The organism is Pinisolibacter sp., from assembly GCF_036782435.1.
Lineage (GTDB): Bacteria > Pseudomonadota > Alphaproteobacteria > Rhizobiales > Ancalomicrobiaceae > CALBKH01.
On sequence record NZ_DAIPZB010000025.1, the window covers coordinates 1 to 20,779 of the forward strand.

Genomic DNA, 20,779 nt, shown 5'->3' on the forward strand with positions numbered 1-20,779 from the left:
AGCCGCCGCTCGGCGTCCTCGATCTGGGCGCGCGGCGGCATGTCGACCGGCGCGTCGTAGGCGATGTTGACCATGTCCTCGCCGATGCGGATCAGGTTCCGGCGGACGGCGAGTTCCTGGATGACACGGCCGTAGTCCTCGGCGTTGATGACGGTCGTCGCGTCGGAGGCGAGGCGCAGCAGATACTGCGTGACGCTCATCTCGGCGATCTGCGCCTCGGCCGGGAAGAAGGTCTTCAACGTGATCGGCGAGGCGACCTTGCCGGCCCGGATCAGCTGGCCGATGCGCTCGTAGATGGCACGATGCGGCTCCAGCAGGAAGTGCCCCGGCTCCAGGAAGTCGGAGACGCGATAATAGGTCTCGTTGTTGACCAGGATCGCCCCGAGCAGCTGCCTTTCGGCCTCGGCATTGTGGGGAGCGATACGGGCGAGCGCCGGGACGGTGTCCTCGACGCGACGGATCGGAGCTTTCATGGGGCGCTTGTACGGTCGTCGGCTGGGGCGGAACGAAGGTTGAGAAAGTCTTAACGACCCCCGCTCTGCCCCGGAAGCGGCGAGGCTTTCATACCGCTTCTTCCACAGGAATGATTCGGCCGTCGAGTTTATCCGACTTGACCGCTGCGCCGGTCACGGATCGACGCCGAGTCGGTCCCGTGCCGCGGTCCGGCGCGAACGAAGAGAGCCGAGCGTCGCCGCTCGGCTCTGTCGTGTCTCGGCGCCGCAGGTTCGGGCGAGCCGCCCGCCCCGCCTCACTCCGCGGCGACCTCGAAGCGCGGCGCGACGCCCTTTTCCGTCGCCTCCATCACCCGCTCCTCGTCGAGCGGCATGTGGTCGAGGCGGTAGAGGACGGCGATCAGCACTGCCGTGGCGGCGAGCATCATGTAGGGGCCGAAGAGCCACAGCACGAGCGGCACCAGCAGGAAGTAGGTGCGCATGCCGAACCAGTAGAAGCGGCCGGAACGCTCCAGCTGGGCGACCACCGTGTCGAGCGGGATGCGGCCATACTTGCCCGACAGCGGCACGTTGATCATGTAGCCGACGTGGTGGAACTGTCGGATCGCCATGGTGAAGGAGAGGAAGGCGGCGAAGAGGTCGACCAGCAGGATCAGCGTCTTGACCGTCCACAGCACCGCGCCGCTCGGTCCCATCGGGTTCAAGACGTGCCAGCTCGCCTCCAGCCGCTCGCCCTGCGCCGACAGGGTCAGCACGCCGATGATCAAGAGCACCGCGGTCGACGCCATGAAGGTCGCCGCCATGGTCGAGTTGCGCAGCGTCTGCACGGCGAGGACGTCCTTGCCCTCCGCCATGACGGCGCGCACCCAGGCGGCGCGGGACTTCGTCATCGTCGCCTGGAAGGTGAAGTTCTTGTTGTGGCGGACCTTGAAGCCGAGGAACACGTGGTAGCCGACGAGAGCCGTCAGCGTGACCAAGAGGGCCGCCAGATCGATCGCCATCGCGAGCGTCGGTTCGAAAGGCATGAGACCGGTTCCCTTCGTCGCGTCATTCGCCGAAGAAGGGGAAGGGCTTGGCGAGCGGGCTGCGCTTCTCGTCGTCGCCCTTGCGCGGCTCGCCGGAAACCCAGGCGAGGAGGCGGCGCAGGAGCGACGTGCTCTCGTCGACGGCGCGCCGATGGCGGGAGGGAAGGACTCCGAGCGAGTTGGTCAGGGCGGTCATGGGAACTCCGGCATTTTCCATCGGGCGATGCTCGGGAAGATACGGAGTCGGACTGACGTCGCCCTGCAAATATCATGAAATCGTTGTCAGGTTTCCTCGGCGTGATCGTCAGGTGCAGCGGCGAAGGCGAGGGTGACGACGAGACCGGGCCGATTGTCGCCGAGGTCGAGGCGGCCGCCGTGGTGGCGCACCACCGCATCGACCACCGAGAGCCCGAGGCCGGTGCCGCGCTGGTGGCGGCTGGCGTCGAGGCGGACGAACCGTTCGAGTACCCGTTTGCGCTCCGCCGCCGGGATCCCCGGTCCGCTGTCGGCGACACGGATCTCCACCTCCGCGCCCACTCGCCGCGTCGAGACGAGCACCCGCCCGCCTTCCGGCGTGTAGCGGATGGCATTGTCGACGACGTTGGAGAGCGCCTGGAAGAGGAGATGCCGGTCGGCCTCCACCGCCGGTGCGCCGTCCGTCGCCAGAACGAGGTCGAGCGACTTGTCCTCGGCGAGCGGCGAGAAATAGTCGACGAGATCGTCGAGCATGTGCGCCACGTCGACCCGCTCGCGCGTCGACGGCGCGCCGTGGTCGATCCGCGCGATCGACAGCAGCGATTCCAGCGTCTCCAGCAGCGTGTCGAGATCGGCCACCGATTCGGCGAGCGACGTCTCCAGCGCCTCCGGCGTCGGCTCCGAGATCTGCAACAGCTCCAGCCGGCCGCGCACCCGCGACAGCGGGCCGCGCAGATCGTGGGCGATGTTGTCGGTCACCTGCCGCGTCGCCGTCATCAGCTCCGAGATGCGGTCGAGCGCCTCGTTGAGATTGGCGCCGAGCTGGTCGAACTCGTCGCCGGAGCCGGAGATCGGCATGCGCTCGTCGATGTGGCCGTGCAGGATACGATGGGCGGAGGCGTTGAAGCCGGCGAGCCGTCGCACCACGGCGCGGCTGGTGAGGAGCCCGGCCAACACCGCCAGGAAGGTCATCGCCACCGCCGCGATCGCCGAGGATTCGCCGATGATGCGCCGCAGTTGGTCCTCCTCGGTGAGGTCGCGGCCGAGCTGCAGCGTCAACCGGTCCCTCAGGCTCACCGCGAGGAGCCGCGCCTCGTGTTCGCCGTCGGCCGGCCCGCGCCGCATGACGATGTTGGAATAGCCACCGGGCGCCGGCACGGCGCCGCGCACGATGGAGAAGTTCTCGATCAGCTCGCCGCCGTCGGCATCGACCACTCGGTAGAGACGAGCGCTGCCGCGCTCGGCGAAGATCCGGCTCTGCACCGCCTGGAGGATGCCGCTGCGGTCGGACCCGGCGAGTTCGGTCGTCAGCCGCTCGCTCTCCGCCACCAGCCCGACGTCGACCCGATGCTCCATCGCCGCCTGGGTCGAGAAGAACACGAAGGCGATGAGCGCCCAACCCGCCAGGAGATAGAGCGGCGCGGTCAGCACCGTCAGCCGGAAGGTCGCGGTCAGGATCGGGTCACGCTTCACTTCTCAGACAATATCCCGCGCCCCGCACCGTGAAGAGCATGGGCTTGGGATATCCCTTTTCGAGCTTCTGCCGCAGCCGGGAGATGTGGACGTCGAGCGTGTTGGTCTGCGGGTGGAAGTGATAGTCCCACACCGCCTCGAGCAACATGGTGCGGGTGACCACCTGATCGGCGTGGCGCATCAGGTATTCGAGCAGCATGAACTCGCGCGGATGCAGCGCCAGCGGCTGGCCGGCGCGTCTGGCCGTGCGGGTCGCAAGATCGAGCTCGAGATCGCCCACCTTCAGCACGGTCTGGGGCTGCGCTCCCTGACGCCGCCGCACGATGGCGTCGAGCCGGGCGTGCAACTCGGCGAGCACGTAGGGCTTGACCAGATAGTCGTCGCCTCCGGCCTTCAGCCCGCGGATGCGCTCGTCGACATGGGAGAGGGCGGAGAGGATGAGCACCGGCGTCACCACCCCTTCGCCGCGCAGCCGGCGGATCACTTCGAGCCCGTCGAGCCCCGGCAACATCCGATCGACGACGAGCGCGTCGTAGACCGGATCGCGGGCGAGCGCCAACCCGTCGAGCCCGTTGTCGACATGGTCGACGACGACGCCGAATTCCCCGAGGCCCCGCTTCAGGTAATTGGCGACCTCGCGATCGTCCTCGATGATCAGGATCCGCATCGTCCGTGTTTCTCTCCTTGCGGGAGACCCTAGCCGATGCCGCCGACCGTCGGCAACGCACGCCGAGCCGCAGGTGCCGCCGTTCACCCCGCCTTCGAAACACGAAGAGCCGGGCGTCGCCGCCCGGCTCCTGGTGATGTCGTATCGTCCGGAAGGATCGCCGGGACGCCTCGTGCCCCGGATCTCCGTCGCGAAGAGGCTCACGCCTCCTCGTGATAGCCTTCCTCGTCGGTGATCGGGCCGACTTCGCGCTCGAACAGGTTCTCGTTGTCGCGGGTCAGGACCTCTTCGCCGCGCGCCTGACGCTCGGCTTCTTCGGCCGAACGGGCGACGTTGACGGTCACCTTGGCCTCGACCTCCGGATGGAGGGCGATGAGGACGGTGTGCAGGCCGATGGCCTTGATCGGCGCCTTGAGCTCGACCTGGTTGCGGGCGACCGAGAAGCCGCCGGCGGTGATCAGGTCGGCGATGTCGCGGTTCGACACCGAGCCGTAGAGATGGCCCATCTCGCCGGCCGAACGGACGACGATGAAGCTCTGACCGTCGAGCTTCTCGGCGACCGCGGCCGCCTCGGCCTTGCGCTCGAGGTTGCGGGCTTCGAGCTGCACCTTCTGGCTCTCGAAGAACTCCTTGTTGGCCTTGGTGGCGCGCAGCGCCTTGCCGCGCGGCAGCAGGAAGTTGCGGGCGTAGCCCGGCTTGACCTTCACCACTTCGCCCATCTGGCCGAGATTGGCGACGCGCTCGAGGAGGATGAGTTCCATGTGTGTGCTCCTTCCGGTGTGTTCGGATGTCGATGTTCAGAACGGGCCGGCCGACGGTTTGCGCCGGCGCAGGCCCACGTAGGGTTCGAGGAGGCCGACGAGCGCCACGAACGCCGCCGGCAGAGTGAAGAGCAGGACCAGCCCCCAGATGAAGGCGAGGATGATGATCCGCGCCTGCGACCGCCGGGCGAGCGTGTGGATCACGCCGGCGCCGACGAGGAAATGCGCCGAGAACAGCGTTCCCGCGACGATCGAGGCGAGGACCCCGAGCGATCCCTCGGCGAAGGCGGCCGCGAACGCCGCGGCGAAGGCGAGGCCGGCGGCGGGCGGCAGTTCCACCGCGGCGGCATCGTCGAACGGTCGCGTGAGGCGCCCCGACTTGGCGACGATCTTCACCGCCGCCCACAGGTCGAAGACGATCACCAGGAGCCAGCTCGCCGGGAAGAAGGCCGGGAACAGCAGGACCGTTCCTCGCACCATCGGGTCGATCAGCGAGGCGTCCGGGATCTCCGCCGGCGAGACGCCGCCGCGCACCATCATGTGACGATAGGCGGTGGAGACCTGCTTCGCCGTCTCCTGCGGATCGAAGCCGATGGAGATGCCGCCGATCACGGTCGCGACCGCCACGGTGACGCAGATCGCCAGGAGCGCCCGCCCGAGCGGATACCACTCGCGGGACGCCGGATCGGCGGGATCGCTCTGTCGCGCCAGTCCGAGGAGATGGGCCGCCGCGAGGGTCGGCAGAGCGTCGAGCAGGAGGAGCGACACGCCCGCCGGGGTGCCGAAGCCCACCCACACGGTCGCCGCCGCGGTCGCCGTCGCGACGAGCCCGGCGATCGTCCCCCAGCCGATCGCGGCGATGCCGAGCGGCAGCGGCGCGAGCAGGAAGAGCGGCAGCGCGAGCATGGTTCCGCCCACCAGCGCGGCGAAGAGCAGCGCGGTCGCGAAGCCGGCTCCGAGGCCGATCAACAGAGGAGGGGCCGAGAGGGATCTCGTCATGTCGCCCAGCTGTCCCGTCTCTCACGAGAACGGTTAGAGGCGGTCCCGCCCCAACCCGATCGTTCCGACGCCTGTTGTCTCGCGGGCCGGTCGTGTCGCCCGTACGCCCCGGCACATCGCTCGGGGAGGAGAGGCGGGCCTGGTCGCCCGCCTCGATCTCGTCACCGCGCGTGAGACCGCGCGGGTCGTCGCGTCACATCACTTGATGACGAACGGCAGCAGGCCGAGGAAGCGGGCGCGCTTGATCGCCTTGGCGAGTTCGCGCTGCTTCTTGGCCGACACCGCGGTGATGCGGGACGGAACGATCTTGCCGCGCTCGGAGATGAAGCGCTGCAAGAGCTTCACGTCCTTGTAGTCGATCTTCGGCGCGTTGGCGCCGGAGAACGGGCAGGTCTTGCGACGGCGGAAGAAGGGGCGGCGGGCCGCCTGAGAGGTTTCGGCCATCACTCGTTCTCCTCGCCACCGAACTCGGCGTCTTCACGACGCGGACCACGATCACGGCGCGGGCCACGATCGCCACGGTCACCACGCTCACCACCACGACGGTCGTCGCGGCGCTCGTCGCGATCACGCTTCTGCAGCATGACCGACTGGCCTTCCTCGAGCTCGTCGACGCGGATGGTGAGGAAGCGCAGCACGTCTTCCGACAGGCGCTCCTGACGCTCGACCTCGGCGATCGCCGCGGCCGGGGCCTCGATGTTCATCAGGGCGTAGTGCGCCTTACGGTTCTTCTTGATCCGGTAGGCGAGGGACTTCAGACCCCAGTTCTCGACCTTGGTGACCTTGCCACCGAGGCCTTCGACGATGGTCTTGTACTGGCCGATCAGGGTGTCGACGGCCTGCGCCGACACGTCCTGGCGAGCCAGGAACACGTGCTCGTAGAGCGGCATGTGAAACCTTTCTGCGCTCGGGTTCCGACGCTCCCGTGTGGAACGTCGACCGCTGGGCACCGGCGCCAAGCCTCCCGGGACCCTCCGAGGAAGAGCCCGAAAACGATGACTGTCGGTGAGCGGAGACACGGGACGACGGATCGGAACCCCGATCCTGCCGCATCGATTCCCGGGGTTCCCCCCATGAAATGAACGCGACCGTCCGTTCAGCCCCCGGCCGAGTGCCCGACGGAATGGGCGGGTTCTACAGGTTTTGACGCGGGATGCAAGGGGAATTGCCGGAGCACTCACGGGAACTCGATCTCGCGGCCCCAAGACCGGCGAGACGGAGGCAGGGCGTCACATTCGGTCCCGGTGTGGTCTTTGGCGCGCCTCTCGAAGGGTGTAATGTCGTCATGGCAACCGGAGGGAGAAATGACGAAGAACATCGTGATCTTCTCGGACGGCACCGGTCAACGCAGTGGCGAGCGCTTCGAGGAGAACCGGACCAACGTCTACAAATTGTATCGCGCGACGAAGTGCGGTCCCGACTCCTCCGTCGACCCGAACGAACAGTTCGCCTTCTACGATCCGGGAATCGGGACGGTTCCGCCGATGTATGGTTTCTTCGGCGCGGTTTGGGCGACGGTCTGGAACCTGGTCTGCCAAGCGACGGGATTAGGACTCACCCGTAACATCAAGGATTGTTACAAGGCCATCGTTGCGACCTACGAGCCCGGTGACAGGATCTTCCTCTTCGGCTTCAGTCGCGGCGCCTATACGGTGCGTTGTTTGGCGACCGTATTGAAATACTGCGGCGTTCCGACCCGGGCACCCGGCGGAGGGCCCCTGATCAAAAGCGACGGTGCGCTGGAATGCGTGGCGACCGAAGCGGTCGAGCGGGTCTACCAGCACGTCGCTTGGGGGCGGGAGTCTCGTGTCTACTCCGCACGGTTCCTCGAACAGCGCCGGCTGCTCGCCGATCGGTTCCGCCAGCGCTGGTCGAGCGAAGAGGTCCACGCCCATTTCATAGGCGTCTTCGACACGGTGGCGACCGTCGGCAATCGGGTTTCACAGGTGATTGTTGCGATCCTGGCCCTCGTCGCGGCCACATTTGCCGCGTGGGCCGCCGCGGCCGTCATCGGCGGACCCTATTTCCACTGGTTCTTGCGCCTGGTGTGCTACGGCGCGGTCGTCGGTCTCCTCTGGTTTCTCGCGACACACCTCAAGATCGCATTCGGGTTGCCGGGGCACCCATGGTGGAAGACGCTGCACATCAACCCGATCCGCATGCAGTTCTACGACAAGACTCTCGATTCGCAGGTCGGTTGGGCGCGGCATGCTCTCGCTGTCGACGAACATCGCGCCGATTTCGATCGCGTCGAATGGGGGGATGAGACCACTCTGCGTGAAGTCCGCCCCGGTGAGCCGGAGTCGCTGATCCAGCTCTGGTTCGCCGGCAACCATGCCGACATCGGCGGTGGCTACCCGGAGCCCGAATCGCGTCTTTCGGACGCCGCTCTCGCCTGGATGGTCGGTGAAGCGACGTCGATTCCCGACCCCCTGCTCGTCGATCGTTCCGTCCTGAGAGACTACCCCTCGCCTGCGGGCATGCAACACGACGAAACGCTGTCCTGGAAGTTCCGTTTCGCGAAGAAGAAGATTCGGAGCATCGATCACGATGCCCCGTTGGACGGTGTCGTCCTTTCCCGCTTCGAACTCGGAGCCGTCCTTCAATCCGATGAAAGGAGGCCGTATCGGCCCGAGAACCTTCGCTTCCACGATCGCACGAAGGCCTATTACCAGGGTTCATCGAGTTCCTGAGAGCGCCGTCGCCGAGCCGTAGGCGAACCACAGCATCAGGACGCCGGTCAGTGCCTTCACCGTGATGCCCCACCAGTCGCGTGTCCCGCCCTGGTCGAAGCGGCGGTGGAGGAACACCACCGAGGCCGACCACAAGAGGCCCCAGACCAGGGCGCCGGCGAGCACGGACGCCGCGACGATCAGCAGCGAGGACATGCCGAGCGCCGTCATCTCCGGCCGGCCGATGGCGGCGAGCCAGAAGGCGACGTTCCAGGGGCTGGTCAGCGCCATCATCGCGCCGAGGAGGACGCTGGCGCGGTTCGATTCGAACCGGCTCGGCCCGGCCGGTGCAGCGCCGGCCGGGGTCCGCCACGACGACCACGCCCCGAGAAGGAAGAGCACCGCCAGCGCGATCAGCAATCCGATCGACAGGACCCCCATGACCAGCCGTGTCGTCTCGCCGGTGAACAGCGTGCCGACCCCGAGCGCCACCAGGATCGCCCACAGGGCATCGCCCGCGCAGGCGCCGAACAGCACCCCGAAGCCCGACCAGAAGCCGTTGGCGAGGCAGCGACGGGCGATCTCGGCGTTGATCGGCCCGGGCGGCCAGGCGACCGACCAGCCGAGGACGAAACCGGTGGCGACGAGGGAGAGGAGGGTGGGTTCCATGACCGCCTCTCAATCACGCCCGGCGCCGCCCCGCAAGCGGCGGCTGCGGGCGTGTCGTCGCAGCGCACCTCATCGGTGGCGGTGGTCGTGGATGTCATGGGTCTTCACGCCCTCCGCGATCGACGGCGGCGTGAACCAGTCGCGCCGCTTCAGCGTGGCGACGGCGTCGGCGCGGCCGGCGGCGCGATGCTCTCGCGCCGAGCGGACCGAGAACTCGTAGTCCTTGCTGTCGCGCGTCCCGGCGCGGGCGCGATAGATGAGGTGGAGGATGTCGACCACCCCCGGGGCCCTGAGGTCGGCGAGCAGCCGTTCGTCTTCCTCCGTGCGCGAGGGAACCCGCTCGAGCGCCGCGCGCAGTTGCTGGCGCAGACAGAAGGTCTGGGCGAAGCGGGTGGTGCCGGCGCGGGTCCGGCTGGAGTAGGTGATGTCCTTCTGGCGGGTCAGCACCTCGTTCATGTCCTGCGGCATCGCGCCTTGCGCCGGGAAGAGATCGACCTGGAAGACCAACGCCGAACAATCGCCGTCCTGATCGAGCAGATATTCGAGCGGCGTGTTGGAGACGATGCCGCCGTCCCAGTAGTGCAGATCGCCGATCTTCACCGCTGGAAGCGCCGGCGGCAGCGCGCCGCTCGCCATGATGTGGCGCACCCCGATTCGGGTCGGCTTCGTCGGATGCCGGGTGTCGAACCATTCGAGATTGCCGGTTTCCACCGCCACCGCCCCGACCGAGACCCGCATCGGCCCCTCGTTGAGCAGCCGGAAGTCGACCAGTTCCTCGAGCGTCTCGGCCAGCGCCCCCGTCTCGTAGAAACTCGTCGCCCCGTCGGAGCCACGCGGCATCAGCCAGGGGCTCGGCAGACGCGGCTTGAAGAACCCCGGTTGGCCGAGCGTCATCGCCGCGAAGGCGTTCCAGCCGTCGATCATCGGCCGCAGGAAGTCGAAGGAGCCGAGGCCGCCGAGCTGATCGTTGCGGGTGATCCTCTTCCAGAAGGTTTCGAGCCGCTCGAGCCGCCGCTCCGGCGGGTTGCCGGCGATGAGCGCGGTGTTGATCGCGCCGATCGACACGCCCGAGATCCAGGTCGGCTCGATCCCCGCTTCGGCCAGCGTCTCGTAGACCCCGACCTGATAGGAGCCGAGCGCGCCACCGCCCTGCAGGAGCAGAGCCACCCGGTCGTAGGGTGCGAGCAGCTCCGAGAAGTCGCTCGCGGCCGTGGGGTGATCGGTCGCGGACGGGGGACGGATGTCGTCGGCCATGGAACCTCGTCGTATTTCGGGGGGCGCGCGAAAGGCGGGGGCGGGGCGATCGGACCCGACGGTGAGGCTGGACCGCGCTCGTGGCGCGACTGTGACCGCCGATCGATGACGGGCGTGTCGCGGCCACGGTCTCGGCAATTCGTGGATGGGAACGGCCTCGAGGGGCTCCGGAGCCGGCCCGCCCCTTGACTTCTCCCCCTCATCGGGCTCATTCGCCGACCCCGGGGCTGGAAAATGCCGCCGCGGGCCGCCGAGGCCCGCCCCGAAAAGAACACGACCGAGGCGACCCGCATGACCATCGCGTTCACCTTCCCCGGACAGGGTTCCCAGGCCGTCGGCATGGGCAAGGCCCTCGCCGACGCCTATCCGACCGCCGCCCGCGTCTTCGCCGAGGTCGACGAGGCGCTCGGACAGAAGCTGTCGACGCTGATGTGGGAAGGCCCGGAAGCGGAATTGACGCTCACCGAGAACGCCCAGCCGGCGCTGATGGCCGTGTCGCTCGCCGCCATGCGGGTGCTGGAGGAGAAGGGCGTCCGGGTGAAGCGCGAGGCCGCCTACGTCGCCGGTCATTCGCTCGGTGAATATTCGGCGCTCGCCGCGGCGGGCGCCTTCTCGATCGCCGATGCGGCGCGCCTGCTCAAGATCCGCGGCCGCGCCATGCAGGCCGCCGTGCCGGTCGGTGAGGGCGCCATGGCCGCGCTTCTCGGCCTCGATTTCGCCGCCGCGGCGGAAGTCGCGGCCGAAGCGGCGCAGGGTGATGTCTGTCAGGCCGCCAACGACAACGCCGACGGTCAGGTCGTCGTCTCCGGCGCCAAGGCGGCGGTCGAGCGCGCCGTCGAGATCGCCAAGGGCCGCGGCGCCAAGCGCGCGATGCTCCTCAACGTCTCCGCCCCCTTCCATTGCGCCCTGATGCGGCCGGCCGCCGACGCCATGGCCGAGGCATTGGCGAGGGTCGAGATCCACCGCCCGATCGTGCCGGTCGTCTCCAACGTCCTCGCCTCGGCGATCTCCGACCCGGACGAGATCCGCAAGCGTCTGGTCGAGCAGGTCACCGGCACGGTGCGTTGGCGCGAGAGCGTCGTCTATCTCCAGCGCCACGGCGTCACCCGCCTCTACGAGATCGGCTCCGGCAAGGTTCTGACCGGCCTCGTCAAGCGCATCGTCGAAGGCGTCGAGGGCGTCGCCGTCAACACCCCCGACGACATCGAGAAGATGGTCGCCGCGCTCGTCTGAAGAAGACAGCGGGTCCGCCCGCTGCTTCGCTTCGATCCTGTTTCGAGACCCAGGAGGTCCCCCATGTTCGATCTGACCGGCAAGGTCGCTCTCGTCACCGGCGCCACCGGCGGCATCGGCGCGGCCATCGCCCGCGCCCTCCATGCCCGCGGCGCCACCGTCGCCCTCTCCGGCACCCGCGAGGCGGTTCTGAACGAGCTGAAGGCCGAACTCGGCGACCGCGCCGAAGTGTTCGTCGCCAATCTCGGCGACCGCGCCTCCGTCGACGCTCTGGTGCCGGCGGTCGAGGCGAAGTTCGGCAGGCTCGACATCCTGGTCAACAACGCCGGCATCACCAAGGACAACCTCTCCATGCGCATGAAGGACGAGGAGTGGGATCAGGTGGTCGAGGTCAACCTCACCTCCGGCTTCCGCCTGATCCGATCGGCGCTCAAGGGGATGATGAAGCGCCGTTCGGGCCGCATCGTCGGCATCACCTCGGTGGTCGGCGTCACCGGCAACGCCGGCCAGGCCAACTACGCCGCCACCAAGGCCGGCATGATCGGCATGACCAAGTCGCTCGCCCAGGAAGTGGCGAGCCGCAACATCACCGTGAACTGCGTCGCGCCCGGCTTCATCGAGACGCCGATGACCGATGTGCTCAACGACAAGCAGAAGGAAGGGATCCTCGGCGCGGTGCCGGCCGGCCGCCTCGGCACGCCGGCCGAGATCGCCGCCGCGGTGGTCTTCCTCGCCGCCGACGAAAGCGCCTACGTGACCGGTCAGACGATTCACGTCAACGGCGGTATGGCTATGATCTGATTGATGAATTCGGCAATCTTGCAGATTGCCGAGGTGGGCCTCCCACCATCCCGTCGGTCACTGGTCAAGGCCGGGAAAGTGTGCTAGCACGACCCGGTCCGGCCCGAAGAGGGCGGGGAGAGGACGTTCGGCTTTGGGAGCCGGGCGACACCTTCTCCCGAGTTTCGCCGGGGGGCGGAGAAGGACGTGGGAAGTTTTCCCGTGGTGGCTCATCCCGAGGGACGCCGCGCGGGGTCGAAGGATCGCTCCGGCGCGCGCCGGGTCGGTCCTCTCCGGGGTGCCTCACCGCACTCGGGGTCGAGCGCGAAGTCGCGAGGCGCCATCCGGAGGTTCACATCGGGGCGCCGGCGAAATGCCGGTGGTTCGGGGTCGGTTTATCCTGTTCTGGGAAGATAAGCACATGAGCGACATCGCTGAACGCGTGAAGAAGATCGTTGTCGAGCACCTCGGCGTCGACGCCGAGAAGGTGACCGAGAACGCGAGCTTCATCGACGACCTCGGCTCCGACTCGCTGGACGTGGTCGAGCTGGTCATGGCGTTCGAGGAAGAATTCGGCGTCGAGATTCCGGACGATGCCGCCGAGACGATTCTGACCGTCGGCGACGCGGTCAAGTTCCTCGAGAAGAACGTGGCGGCCTGAGTTCGGCTGCTCGGCCCGCGTCGGCTCCCGAGCCGCGCGAAGCGAGCGCGAACCGGTCCATGAAGATGTCGCGCCGGCCCTCGTGGCCGGCGTGCACGCGTCGGGCGACATCTGTCGGCCCGTCGCAGGGATGTCGGAACGGCGGCGCCGTGCCGCGTCGGAGTGACCGGGGGCGAGTCCCTCGGGACTTCGTCGTGTCGCGGCGCTCGAACCGTTTCCGGTGAAGTCACGAATGGTCATTGACGAGGTGAGGTCGCGATGCGTCGGGTGGTCGTCACGGGTCTGGGCATGGTCACGCCGCTCGGCTGCGGTGTCGAGGCGACTTGGTCGAACGTTCTGGCCGGCAAGAGCGGCGCCGTCCGCATCTCCGACTTCGAAGTCGAGGATCTCGCCTGCAAGATCGCGGCGCGCATCCCGCGTGGCGACGGCACCAACGGCACCTACGATCCCGACCGGTGGCAGGACCCCAAGGAACAGCGCAAGGTCGACGAGTTCATCACCTTCGCCATGGCGGCCGCCACGCAGGCCCTCGACGACGCCGACTGGCACCCCGAGAGCGAGGACGACCAGTTCTCGACCGGTGTCCTCATCGGCTCCGGCATCGGCGGCATCGGCGGCATCTACGATGCCTCGATCACGCTCAAGGAGCGCGGGCCTCGTCGCGTCTCGCCGTTCTTCATCCCCGGCCGCCTGATCAACCTCGCCGGCGGCTACGTCTCGATCCAGCACGGCCTCAAGGGTCCGAACCATGCGGTGGTCACCGCCTGCTCGACCGGCACCCACGCCATCGGCGACGCCGCCCGTCTCATCGCGCTGGGCGATGCCGAGGTGATGGTCGCTGGCGGCACCGAGAGCCCGGTCAATCGCCTGTCGATCGCCGGCTTCGCCGCCTGCCGGGCGCTTGCCACCGCCTACAACGACGAGCCGACTCGCGCCTCGCGTCCCTACGACAAGGACCGTGACGGCTTCCTGATGGGCGAGGGCGCCGGTGTGGTGGTGCTCGAGGAGTACGAGCACGCCAAGGCGCGCGGCGCCAAGATCTACGCCGAGGTCATCGGCTACGGCATGTCCGGCGACGCCTTCCACATCACCGCGCCGAGCGAGGACGGCAACGGCGCCTACCGCTGCATGGCCGCCGCCATCAAGCGCGCCGAGATCTCGCCCGCCGACATCGACTACATCAACGCCCACGGCACCTCGACCATGGCCGACGGCATCGAACTCGCCGCGGTCGAGCGCATCCTCGGCAACCACGCCGCCAACGTGGCGATGTCCTCGACCAAGTCGATGACCGGCCATCTGCTCGGCGCCGCCGGCGCCATCGAGGCGATCTTCTCGATCCTCGCCATCCGCGACCAGATCTGCCCGCCGACCATCAACCTCGACAATCCCTCGGTGGAGACGGCGCTCGACCTCGTGCCGCACGTGGCCAAACAGAAGAAGATCGACGTCGCGCTGTCCAACTCCTTCGGCTTCGGCGGCACCAACGCCACGGTGATCTTCCGCAAGGTCGACTGATACCGAGCGGATGAAGTTCCGACCTGTTCGGAACGTCATCCGCGAAGGCAAGCCCGAACGGGCGTCGGCCGGTCGGGCCGCAACCCACGAAATTCGGACGAGTCCGAATTTCGTGAACTCGGTATGAGACGTCGCGTCCGCGCGCCTCGGCTTGCGCCGGGGCGCCGGGGTGGTCCTAATGGGCCCGCGAGATTCGGTCGGCCGCCGCGTCCCTCGAGGAGGCGCCGGCGCGGCGAAGATACGGGATCGACGCGTTTTCGCCGCGATCGTCCCGCATCTCGACGAGACCGAACGTCAGGTAGCCACGAGCCCCGAGGTGACATGACCTCCGAGAAGACCGATCACCAGGCGGAAGCGGCCGAAGGCGCGACCCACACGCCCGATCCCGTCGCCCTCGATGCGGCGAAGGACATGAAGTCCGTCGAGGCCGCGGCCCGCGAGATCGTACCGCCCGCCACCGAGCCCACTTCCGAGTCGGTGCGCAGCGTGCCCAAGAGCCCGCGTGCCGCGATCGAACCGGCCGAGGTACCGCCGCCGCCGGCGAAGACCCGCTCGAAGGCCGCGCGCAACCCGACCATCGTCTTCCTCAACGGCGTCTTCTCGTTCCTCACCATTCTCGCCGTGGCGATCGGCGGCTTCGTTCTCTACGCCAAGCAGCGCTTCGAGGCCGCCGGTCCGCTTTCCGCGCCGGTGGTGGTGGTGATCCCCAACAACGCCTCGCCGAGCGGCATCGCCGATCTCCTCGAGAAGAACGGCGTCGTCGCCGATGCCACCACCTTCCACCTCGGCACCCGCCTGATGAAGGCGGCTGAACACCTCAAGGCCGGCGAATACGAATTCCCGCCGCACATTTCGATGCGCGACGCGCTCGAGATCATCACCGAGGGACGCTCGGTCCAGCATCGCATCACCTTCCCCGAAGGCTGGTCGAGCGACCAGATCGTGCGCCGCCTGCTCGACGATACGATCCTCACCGGCAAGATCGCCGCGATCCCCGAAGAGGGGGCGCTGCTGCCGGAGACCTATTCCTACTCGCGCGGCACCACCACCCGCGAGCAGATCCTCGAGCAGATGAAGAAGGCCCAGGACCGCCGCCTCGCCGACATCTGGGCGCACCGCGCCGACGGCCTGCCGCTGGCCACCCCGCGCGACCTCGTCATCCTCGCCTCGATCGTCGAGAAGGAGACCTCGAAGGCCGACGAGCGACCGCGCGTCGCCGCCGTCTTCATCAATCGCCTGCGCAAGGGCATGCGGCTCGAGACCGATCCGACGGTGCTCTACGGCATCTACGGCGGCAAGGCCTGGCTCGAGGGGCGCACCATCACCCGCGCCGACCTCGCTTCGCCCAATCCCTACAACACCTATCGCATCCAGGGTCTGCCACCGGGTCCGATCTGCAATCCCGGTCGTGCGGCGATGGAAGCGGTGGCCAATCCGTCGCGCACCAACGAGCTCTTCTTCGTCGCCGACGGCACCGGAGGCCACGCCTTCGCCGAGACGCTCGACGAGCACAATCGCAACGTCGCCCGCTGGCGCGCCATCGAACAGGGCAAGGTGCCGCCGCCGGTCGCGCCGACCCGCAACGTCACGCCGAAGCCGGGGACGTCGAAGCAGAACTGATGCCGGAGGCCGAAGGTGCCGCCGCACCCGGCCTTTCGAGACGCGCGAATTTCTCATGTGCATCGGCGGCATGAGAAATTCGCGTCAGGAATACCATCGGTTCTTTCCGATGTCCGATGTCCGATGTTACGAGCCAACCTCGCGGAGGCCGGTCCGACCGGCGCCCGCTCGCCCGCGTCGAGGATCCGCGCCCATGTCGCTCCACAGCATGACCGGTTTCTCCCGCCTCGACGGCTCCGCCTGCGGCCAGCGCTGGACCTGGGAGCTGCGCTCCGTCAACGGCAAGGGTCTCGACGTCCGCCTGCGTCTGCCGCCCGGCCTCGACCGGCTGGAGATCCCGGCCCGCAACCGCATCGCCGAGCGCCTCGCCCGCGGCAACGTCCAGGTCTCGCTGACGCTCACGCGCGAGGCCGGCGCCACCACGCTGCGCGTCAACGAGGAGGTGCTCGCCGCCGTCCTCGCGGCGATGAACCGCATCGCCGAGAAGATCGACGCCACCGCGCCGACCCTCGACGGCATCCTCGGCATCAAGGGCGTGCTCGAGACCGCCGAGGTCGAGGACGACGAGGCGACCCGCGCCGCTCTCGATGCCGCCCTGCTCGCCGGGCTCGCGACCGCCGTCGACGGCCTGATCGCCGCGCGGGCGAGCGAAGGCGCCGCCGTCGGTCGAGTACTCACCGGCCACATCGACGAGATCGAACGCCTGACCGCGGCGGCCGAGGCTTGCCCGGCGCGTACGCCGCAAGCGATCCGCGCCCGCCTCGCCGAACAGGTGGCGGCGCTGATGGATCAGGTGCCGACCCTCGATCCGCAGCGCCTGCATCAGGAGGCGGTGCTGATCGCCACCCGCGCCGACATCCGCGAAGAGCTGGATCGCCTCGTCGCCCATGTCGCCGAGGCGCGCCGGCTGATGAGCGGCGGCGGCGCCGTCGGCCGTCGCCTCGACTTCCTCGCCCAGGAGTTCAACCGCGAGGTGAACACGCTCTGCTCCAAGGCGAACGACCGCGAACTGACCACCATCGGCCTCGATCTGAAGGCGGTGGTCGATCAGTTGCGCGAGCAGATCCAGAACATCGAATGATCTCGGCCGCCGGCGAGCCGGCCCCCGCCTCGGAACGACGCCCCATGACCTCGACCTCCGCCGATGCGCCCTCAGCCTCCTCGCCGCGCGAGGCCCGCCGCGGCCTCGGGCTGATCCTCGCCTCGCCCTCCGGCGCCGGCAAGTCGACCCTGTCGCGCCAGCTCCTGCAGGTGGAGAGGGACATCACCCTGTCGGTGTCGGTGACCACCCGCGGCAAGCGCTCGAGCGAGATCGACGGCGTCCACTACCACTTCATCGACCCGCGCCGCTTCACCGCGATGCGCGACCGCGGCGAGCTGCTCGAATGGGCCGAGGTCCACGGCAATTTCTACGGCACGCCGCGCGAGCCGGTGGAGGCCGCCTTCGCCGCCGGCCGCGACGTGCTCTTCGACATCGATTGGCAGGGCACCGTTCAGGTGGTCGAGAAGCTGCCCGACGACATCGTCACCGTCTTCATCCTGCCGCCGTCGATGAAGGAACTGGCGAGCCGCCTGCACCGCCGCGCCGAGGACACCGAAGAGGTCATCGCCAAGCGCCTCGCCAACGCCCGCACCGAGATCGCCGAGTGGCACCGCTTCGAATACATCGTCGTCAACGACGACCTCGGCCGCGCCTTCGAAGAGGTCCGGGCGATCCTCAAGGCCGAGCGCCTGAAGCGCGAGCGCCGCGTCGGCCTGGTCGACTTCGTCGATGGGCTGCTGAAGGCGGAATGAGCGCCCGCGCTCATCCCGCGGCGAAGACGTTCGCCAGCCTGACGAACCCGGCCACGTCGATCTCCTCGGCCCGGGCCGTCGGCAGGAGCCCGGCCGTCTCGATCGCCGCCACGCCCTTCGGTCCGAGGCTCTTCAGCGATTGCCGCAGCATCTTGCGGCGCTGGCCGAAGGCGGCGGCGACGACGCGCTCGAGCACATCCGGATCGACCGCGGCCGGGGAGGGGCGGGGGATCAGCTTCACCACCGAGGATGTGACCTTCGGCGGCGGCGTGAACGCCTGGGGGGAGAGATCGAAGAGGATGCGGCTCTCCGCCCGCCAGCCGGCGAGCACCGCCAGTCGGCCGTAATGGTCGTCGTCCGGCGTGGCGACGATCCGCTCGGCCACCTCGCGTTGGAACATCAGTGTCGCCACCGACCACCACGGCGGCCACGGCTCGGCGCGCAGCCAGCCGACCAGCAGCGGCGTCGCCACGTTGTAGGGCAGGTTGGCGCAGAGCCGTGCCCTGTGGGTCGCCGGATCGACGCCGAGCGCCGCCGCGTCCCTCCCGACGATCGCCGCGAAGTCGACCTCCAGCGCATCGCCCTCGATCACCTCGAGCCGGCCGGGATAATACGCCGCGATCTCGGCGAGGGCGTCGAGGCAGCGCCGGTCGCGCTCGATGGCGACCACCTTGCGCGCCCCTTCGGCGAGGAGGGCGCGGGTCAGGCCGCCGGGGCCGGGACCGACCTCGATCACCAACGCGCCGTCGAGCTTGCCGCCGGAGCGGGCGATGCGGGCGGTGAGGTTGAGATCGAGCAGGAAGTTCTGGCCGAGCGCCTTCAGCGCTGTGAGGCCGTGCGCTGCGATCACCTCGCGCAGCGGCGGCAGGTCGTCGATCTGCGCCATCACGCCGCTCCGGTCATCGTGGCGGCCATCTTCAGCGCCGCGATCAGACTGCCGGGATGGGCCTTGCCCGTGCCGGCGATGTCGAAGGCGGTGCCGTGATCCGGCGAGGTGCGGACGAAGGGCAGACCGAGCGTGACGTTCACCGTCTCGTCGAAGGCGAGGGTCTTGACCGGGATCAGCGCCTGATCGTGGGTCGGGCACAGCGCCACGTCGTAGCTCGCCCGCGCCCGTGCATGGAACAGGGTGTCGGCCGGCAGCGGCCCGCGCACGTCGATCCCTTCTCCCCGGAGCATCGCGATGGCGGGACGCATCACCTCGATCTCCTCGCGTCCCATCGCTCCGTCTTCTCCGGCGTGCGGATTGAGCCCGGCGACCACCAGACGCGGCGCGGCGAGGCCGAAGCGGCGCCTGAGATCGGCATCGACGATTCGCGCCGTCTCGACGATCAGATCGGTCGAGAGGTCGCGCGTCGCGCGGGCGAGCGACACGTGGACGGTGATCGGCACGGTGCGCAGATCCGGCCCGGCGAGCATCATCACCGGCCGCCACGCCCCGCCGTCGGCCGGCACGGCGAACCGCCCGGCGAGATCGCCGAGGAATTCGGTGTGTCCGGGATGGGTGAAGCCGGCGTCGTAGAGCGCGTGTTTGTGGATCGGATTGGTGACGACCGCCGCGGCGAGGCCGAGCCGTACCTCCTCGACCGCACCGTCGATCGACGCGATCACCGCCGCCGCGTCGCCGACCGTCGGCCGCCCCGGCTCGCCGACGACCGTCCGGCCGAGATCGACCACCGGCAGCCCGGTGGCGAAGGCGGGGATCGTCTCGTCCGCCGCCACGACATGGATGGGAACATCGAGCCCGAGCAGGGCGGCGCGGCGGCGCAGAAAGGCCGGATCGCCGATCACGTGGAAGGCCGGCAGACGTTCGGTCTCCCGGCGCATCCAGGCCGCGAGCGTCACGTCGGGGCCGACGCCGGCGGGCTCGCCCATGGTGAGCGCCAAGGGGAGGGCACGGGCATCGGTCACGGACGGGACCTCGCTCACTTCTTGTATTCGATCACCGCGATGCGCCGGAGGTCGTTCATGTAGCGCCGCGAGTAGACCTCGCCTTCCTGATTGCGCAGGTCCTGTTCGACCTTCGAGCGGATCGAGAAGTCGCCGGCGACCTCGCGCTTGTCGCAGATGATCAGCATCTCGTAGCCGATCGCCGAGCGGTTCGGCTTCGACAGCTTGCCGACCTCCATCTTGGCGAGCTCTTCGCGGAAGTTCTCCGGCAGTTCGTCGGCGGTGCGCTTGCCGAGGTTCTTCACCAGCGCTTCCTTGATCGGCTTGACGATGTCGACGAGGCCGGAGCATCCCGACACCCGGCTGCGCAGCGCTTCGACCTCGCGCAGTCGCCCGGCGGCGTCGCCGCCCTTGGCCGGCACGACGAAGATCACCTGCTGGATGTTGTATTCGGCGGTGGTGCCGGACACGGCGTCCTGCACCGCCTTGCCGCCGTCCTTCTTCGACAGCGCGTCGACGACCTGACTGTCGGTGACGGCGATCTGCTTCGAGAAGCGCCCCATCACCAGCTGCTGCCAGATCATCTGGGTGCGAATGCGGTTCTTCAGCGTATCGGCCGAAATGCCCTGCGCCGCGAGACCCTGGGTGAGCTGCGCCGGGGTCGCCTTCATGCGCTGCGCGATGCCGGCGAAGGCGCCGTCGACCTGCGCCTGCGAGACGGAGATGCCGACGCGCTTGGCCTCCTGCTGCTTCAGCTTCTCCTCGACCAGTTCCTCCATCGCCGCGCGGGTGACCGAGGCGGCGGTGGTCGAGCGGTCGACGAGGCGCAGGAAGCGCGCCCGGGTGGCGATCTCGTTGGAGGTGATGGCTTCGCCGTTCACCACCACCTTGATCGACGTCTGGGCGAGGGCGCCGCCAGCCGAAACCAGAAGGGCGATCGTCGCGCCGGCGAAGAAGGTGGCGAAGGCGGTTGCCCGGTTCGGTCTCTGCATGATCCCCTCGTCCCTCCTCTCGTTCCGGCCATCGGGCCGTTTTCCGTCGCTCGTCTCGGATGATCCGGCGAGATCGACGCGTTTCTCGCTCATGTATCCGTCGAAGGCATGGCGATATCGTGGT

22 protein-coding genes are annotated in these 20,779 nt (G+C 68.5%); 8 read left to right on the forward strand and 14 right to left on the reverse strand.

The genetic code is table 11. From position 1 onward, the window contains the following. The 9 genes from V7Q42_RS12085 to rpsF all read right to left on the reverse strand — a co-directional run. A partial coding sequence (locus tag V7Q42_RS12085) for a DnaB-like helicase N-terminal domain-containing protein (RefSeq protein WP_333824329.1) occupies positions 1 to 473 on the reverse strand: 473 nt, incomplete at its 3' end. Between the two features lie 275 nt (positions 474 to 748). Beyond that, positions 749 to 1,477, reverse strand: coding sequence for a DUF599 domain-containing protein (locus V7Q42_RS12090; protein WP_333824330.1), 729 nt, complete (start codon positions 1,475 to 1,477; stop codon positions 749 to 751). 22 nt (positions 1,478 to 1,499) lie between these two features. Further along, entirely contained in the window at positions 1,500 to 1,673 is a 174-nt protein-coding gene (locus tag V7Q42_RS12095) for a hypothetical protein (RefSeq protein ID WP_333824331.1), read from the reverse strand. An 86-nt stretch (positions 1,674 to 1,759) separates the two neighbouring features. Continuing rightward, complete coding sequence (locus tag V7Q42_RS12100; protein WP_333824332.1) at positions 1,760 to 3,145, reverse strand: sensor histidine kinase; 1,386 nt, start codon at positions 3,143 to 3,145, stop codon at positions 1,760 to 1,762. Continuing rightward, a complete protein-coding gene (locus tag V7Q42_RS12105) occupies positions 3,135 to 3,812 on the reverse strand; it encodes a response regulator transcription factor (RefSeq protein WP_333824333.1) in 678 nt (225 codons plus the stop codon). Before V7Q42_RS12105 ends, V7Q42_RS12100 begins: the two co-directional genes overlap by 11 nt. A 200-nt stretch (positions 3,813 to 4,012) precedes the next feature. Next, the gene (gene rplI / locus V7Q42_RS12110; RefSeq protein ID WP_333824334.1) at positions 4,013 to 4,573 is read right to left on the reverse strand and encodes a 50S ribosomal protein L9; all 561 of its coding nucleotides are present in this window, start codon (positions 4,571 to 4,573) and stop codon (positions 4,013 to 4,015) included. Positions 4,574 to 4,609: 36 nt separating this feature from the next. Further along, entirely contained in the window at positions 4,610 to 5,572 is a 963-nt protein-coding gene (locus V7Q42_RS12115) for a DUF2232 domain-containing protein (protein WP_333824335.1), read from the reverse strand. 198 nt (positions 5,573 to 5,770) lie between these two features. Beyond that, the gene (gene rpsR / locus V7Q42_RS12120) at positions 5,771 to 6,016 is read right to left on the reverse strand and encodes a 30S ribosomal protein S18 (protein WP_333824336.1); all 246 of its coding nucleotides are present in this window, start codon (positions 6,014 to 6,016) and stop codon (positions 5,771 to 5,773) included. After that, positions 6,016 to 6,462: a 30S ribosomal protein S6 gene (gene rpsF, locus V7Q42_RS12125; protein WP_333824337.1), complete on the reverse strand. Its 447-nt coding sequence runs from the start codon at positions 6,460 to 6,462 to the stop codon at positions 6,016 to 6,018. Before rpsF ends, rpsR begins: the two co-directional genes overlap by 1 nt. Before the next feature lie 414 nt (positions 6,463 to 6,876). On the opposite strand from rpsF, the gene V7Q42_RS12130 reads away from it, so the two are divergent. Then, complete coding sequence (locus V7Q42_RS12130; RefSeq protein WP_333824338.1) at positions 6,877 to 8,265, forward strand: DUF2235 domain-containing protein; 1,389 nt, start codon at positions 6,877 to 6,879, stop codon at positions 8,263 to 8,265. Here V7Q42_RS12130 and V7Q42_RS12135 read toward each other — a convergent pair. Next, positions 8,251 to 8,913 (reverse strand): LysE family translocator, encoded by a 663-nt coding sequence (locus V7Q42_RS12135; protein ID WP_333824339.1) that lies wholly within the window; start codon positions 8,911 to 8,913, stop codon positions 8,251 to 8,253. The genes V7Q42_RS12130 and V7Q42_RS12135 overlap by 15 nt on opposite strands. Before the next feature lie 69 nt (positions 8,914 to 8,982). Further along, positions 8,983 to 10,167: a patatin-like phospholipase family protein gene (locus V7Q42_RS12140; protein WP_333824340.1), complete on the reverse strand. Its 1,185-nt coding sequence runs from the start codon at positions 10,165 to 10,167 to the stop codon at positions 8,983 to 8,985. A 291-nt stretch (positions 10,168 to 10,458) separates the two neighbouring features. On the opposite strand from V7Q42_RS12140, the gene fabD reads away from it, so the two are divergent. The 7 genes from fabD (at position 10,459) to gmk (ending at position 17,773) form a co-directional block, all read left to right on the forward strand. After that, complete coding sequence (fabD, locus tag V7Q42_RS12145) at positions 10,459 to 11,400, forward strand: ACP S-malonyltransferase (RefSeq protein ID WP_333824341.1); 942 nt, start codon at positions 10,459 to 10,461, stop codon at positions 11,398 to 11,400. Between the two features lie 63 nt (positions 11,401 to 11,463). Continuing rightward, complete coding sequence (fabG, locus tag V7Q42_RS12150; protein ID WP_333824342.1) at positions 11,464 to 12,201, forward strand: 3-oxoacyl-[acyl-carrier-protein] reductase; 738 nt, start codon at positions 11,464 to 11,466, stop codon at positions 12,199 to 12,201. A gap of 400 nt (positions 12,202 to 12,601) precedes the next feature. Beyond that, entirely contained in the window at positions 12,602 to 12,841 is a 240-nt protein-coding gene (locus V7Q42_RS12155) for an acyl carrier protein (protein ID WP_333824344.1), read from the forward strand. Between the two features lie 258 nt (positions 12,842 to 13,099). After that, positions 13,100 to 14,359, forward strand: coding sequence for a beta-ketoacyl-ACP synthase II (gene fabF / locus V7Q42_RS12160; RefSeq protein WP_333824346.1), 1,260 nt, complete (start codon positions 13,100 to 13,102; stop codon positions 14,357 to 14,359). Between the two features lie 321 nt (positions 14,360 to 14,680). Beyond that, the gene (gene mltG / locus V7Q42_RS12165) at positions 14,681 to 15,979 is read left to right on the forward strand and encodes an endolytic transglycosylase MltG (protein ID WP_333824348.1); all 1,299 of its coding nucleotides are present in this window, start codon (positions 14,681 to 14,683) and stop codon (positions 15,977 to 15,979) included. A 193-nt stretch (positions 15,980 to 16,172) separates the two neighbouring features. Further along, the gene (locus V7Q42_RS12170) at positions 16,173 to 17,060 is read left to right on the forward strand and encodes a YicC/YloC family endoribonuclease (protein ID WP_333824349.1); all 888 of its coding nucleotides are present in this window, start codon (positions 16,173 to 16,175) and stop codon (positions 17,058 to 17,060) included. A 44-nt stretch (positions 17,061 to 17,104) separates the two neighbouring features. Then, positions 17,105 to 17,773, forward strand: a complete 669-nt coding sequence (gene gmk, locus V7Q42_RS12175; RefSeq protein ID WP_333824350.1) for a guanylate kinase — start codon at positions 17,105 to 17,107, stop codon at positions 17,771 to 17,773. 10 nt (positions 17,774 to 17,783) lie between these two features. Here the strand turns inward: gmk and rsmA are convergent, their stop codons facing one another. The 3 genes from rsmA to V7Q42_RS12190 are packed head-to-tail and all read right to left on the reverse strand — an operon-like array spanning position 17,784 to position 20,655. Continuing rightward, positions 17,784 to 18,659 (reverse strand): 16S rRNA (adenine(1518)-N(6)/adenine(1519)-N(6))-dimethyltransferase RsmA, encoded by an 876-nt coding sequence (rsmA, locus tag V7Q42_RS12180; RefSeq protein WP_333824351.1) that lies wholly within the window; start codon positions 18,657 to 18,659, stop codon positions 17,784 to 17,786. Next, positions 18,659 to 19,684, reverse strand: coding sequence for a 4-hydroxythreonine-4-phosphate dehydrogenase PdxA (gene pdxA, locus V7Q42_RS12185; protein ID WP_333824352.1), 1,026 nt, complete (start codon positions 19,682 to 19,684; stop codon positions 18,659 to 18,661). The genes rsmA and pdxA overlap by 1 nt, the downstream gene beginning before the upstream one ends. Before the next feature lie 14 nt (positions 19,685 to 19,698). Beyond that, positions 19,699 to 20,655, reverse strand: coding sequence for a SurA N-terminal domain-containing protein (locus V7Q42_RS12190; RefSeq protein WP_333824353.1), 957 nt, complete (start codon positions 20,653 to 20,655; stop codon positions 19,699 to 19,701). Positions 20,656 to 20,779 lie beyond the last annotated feature (124 nt).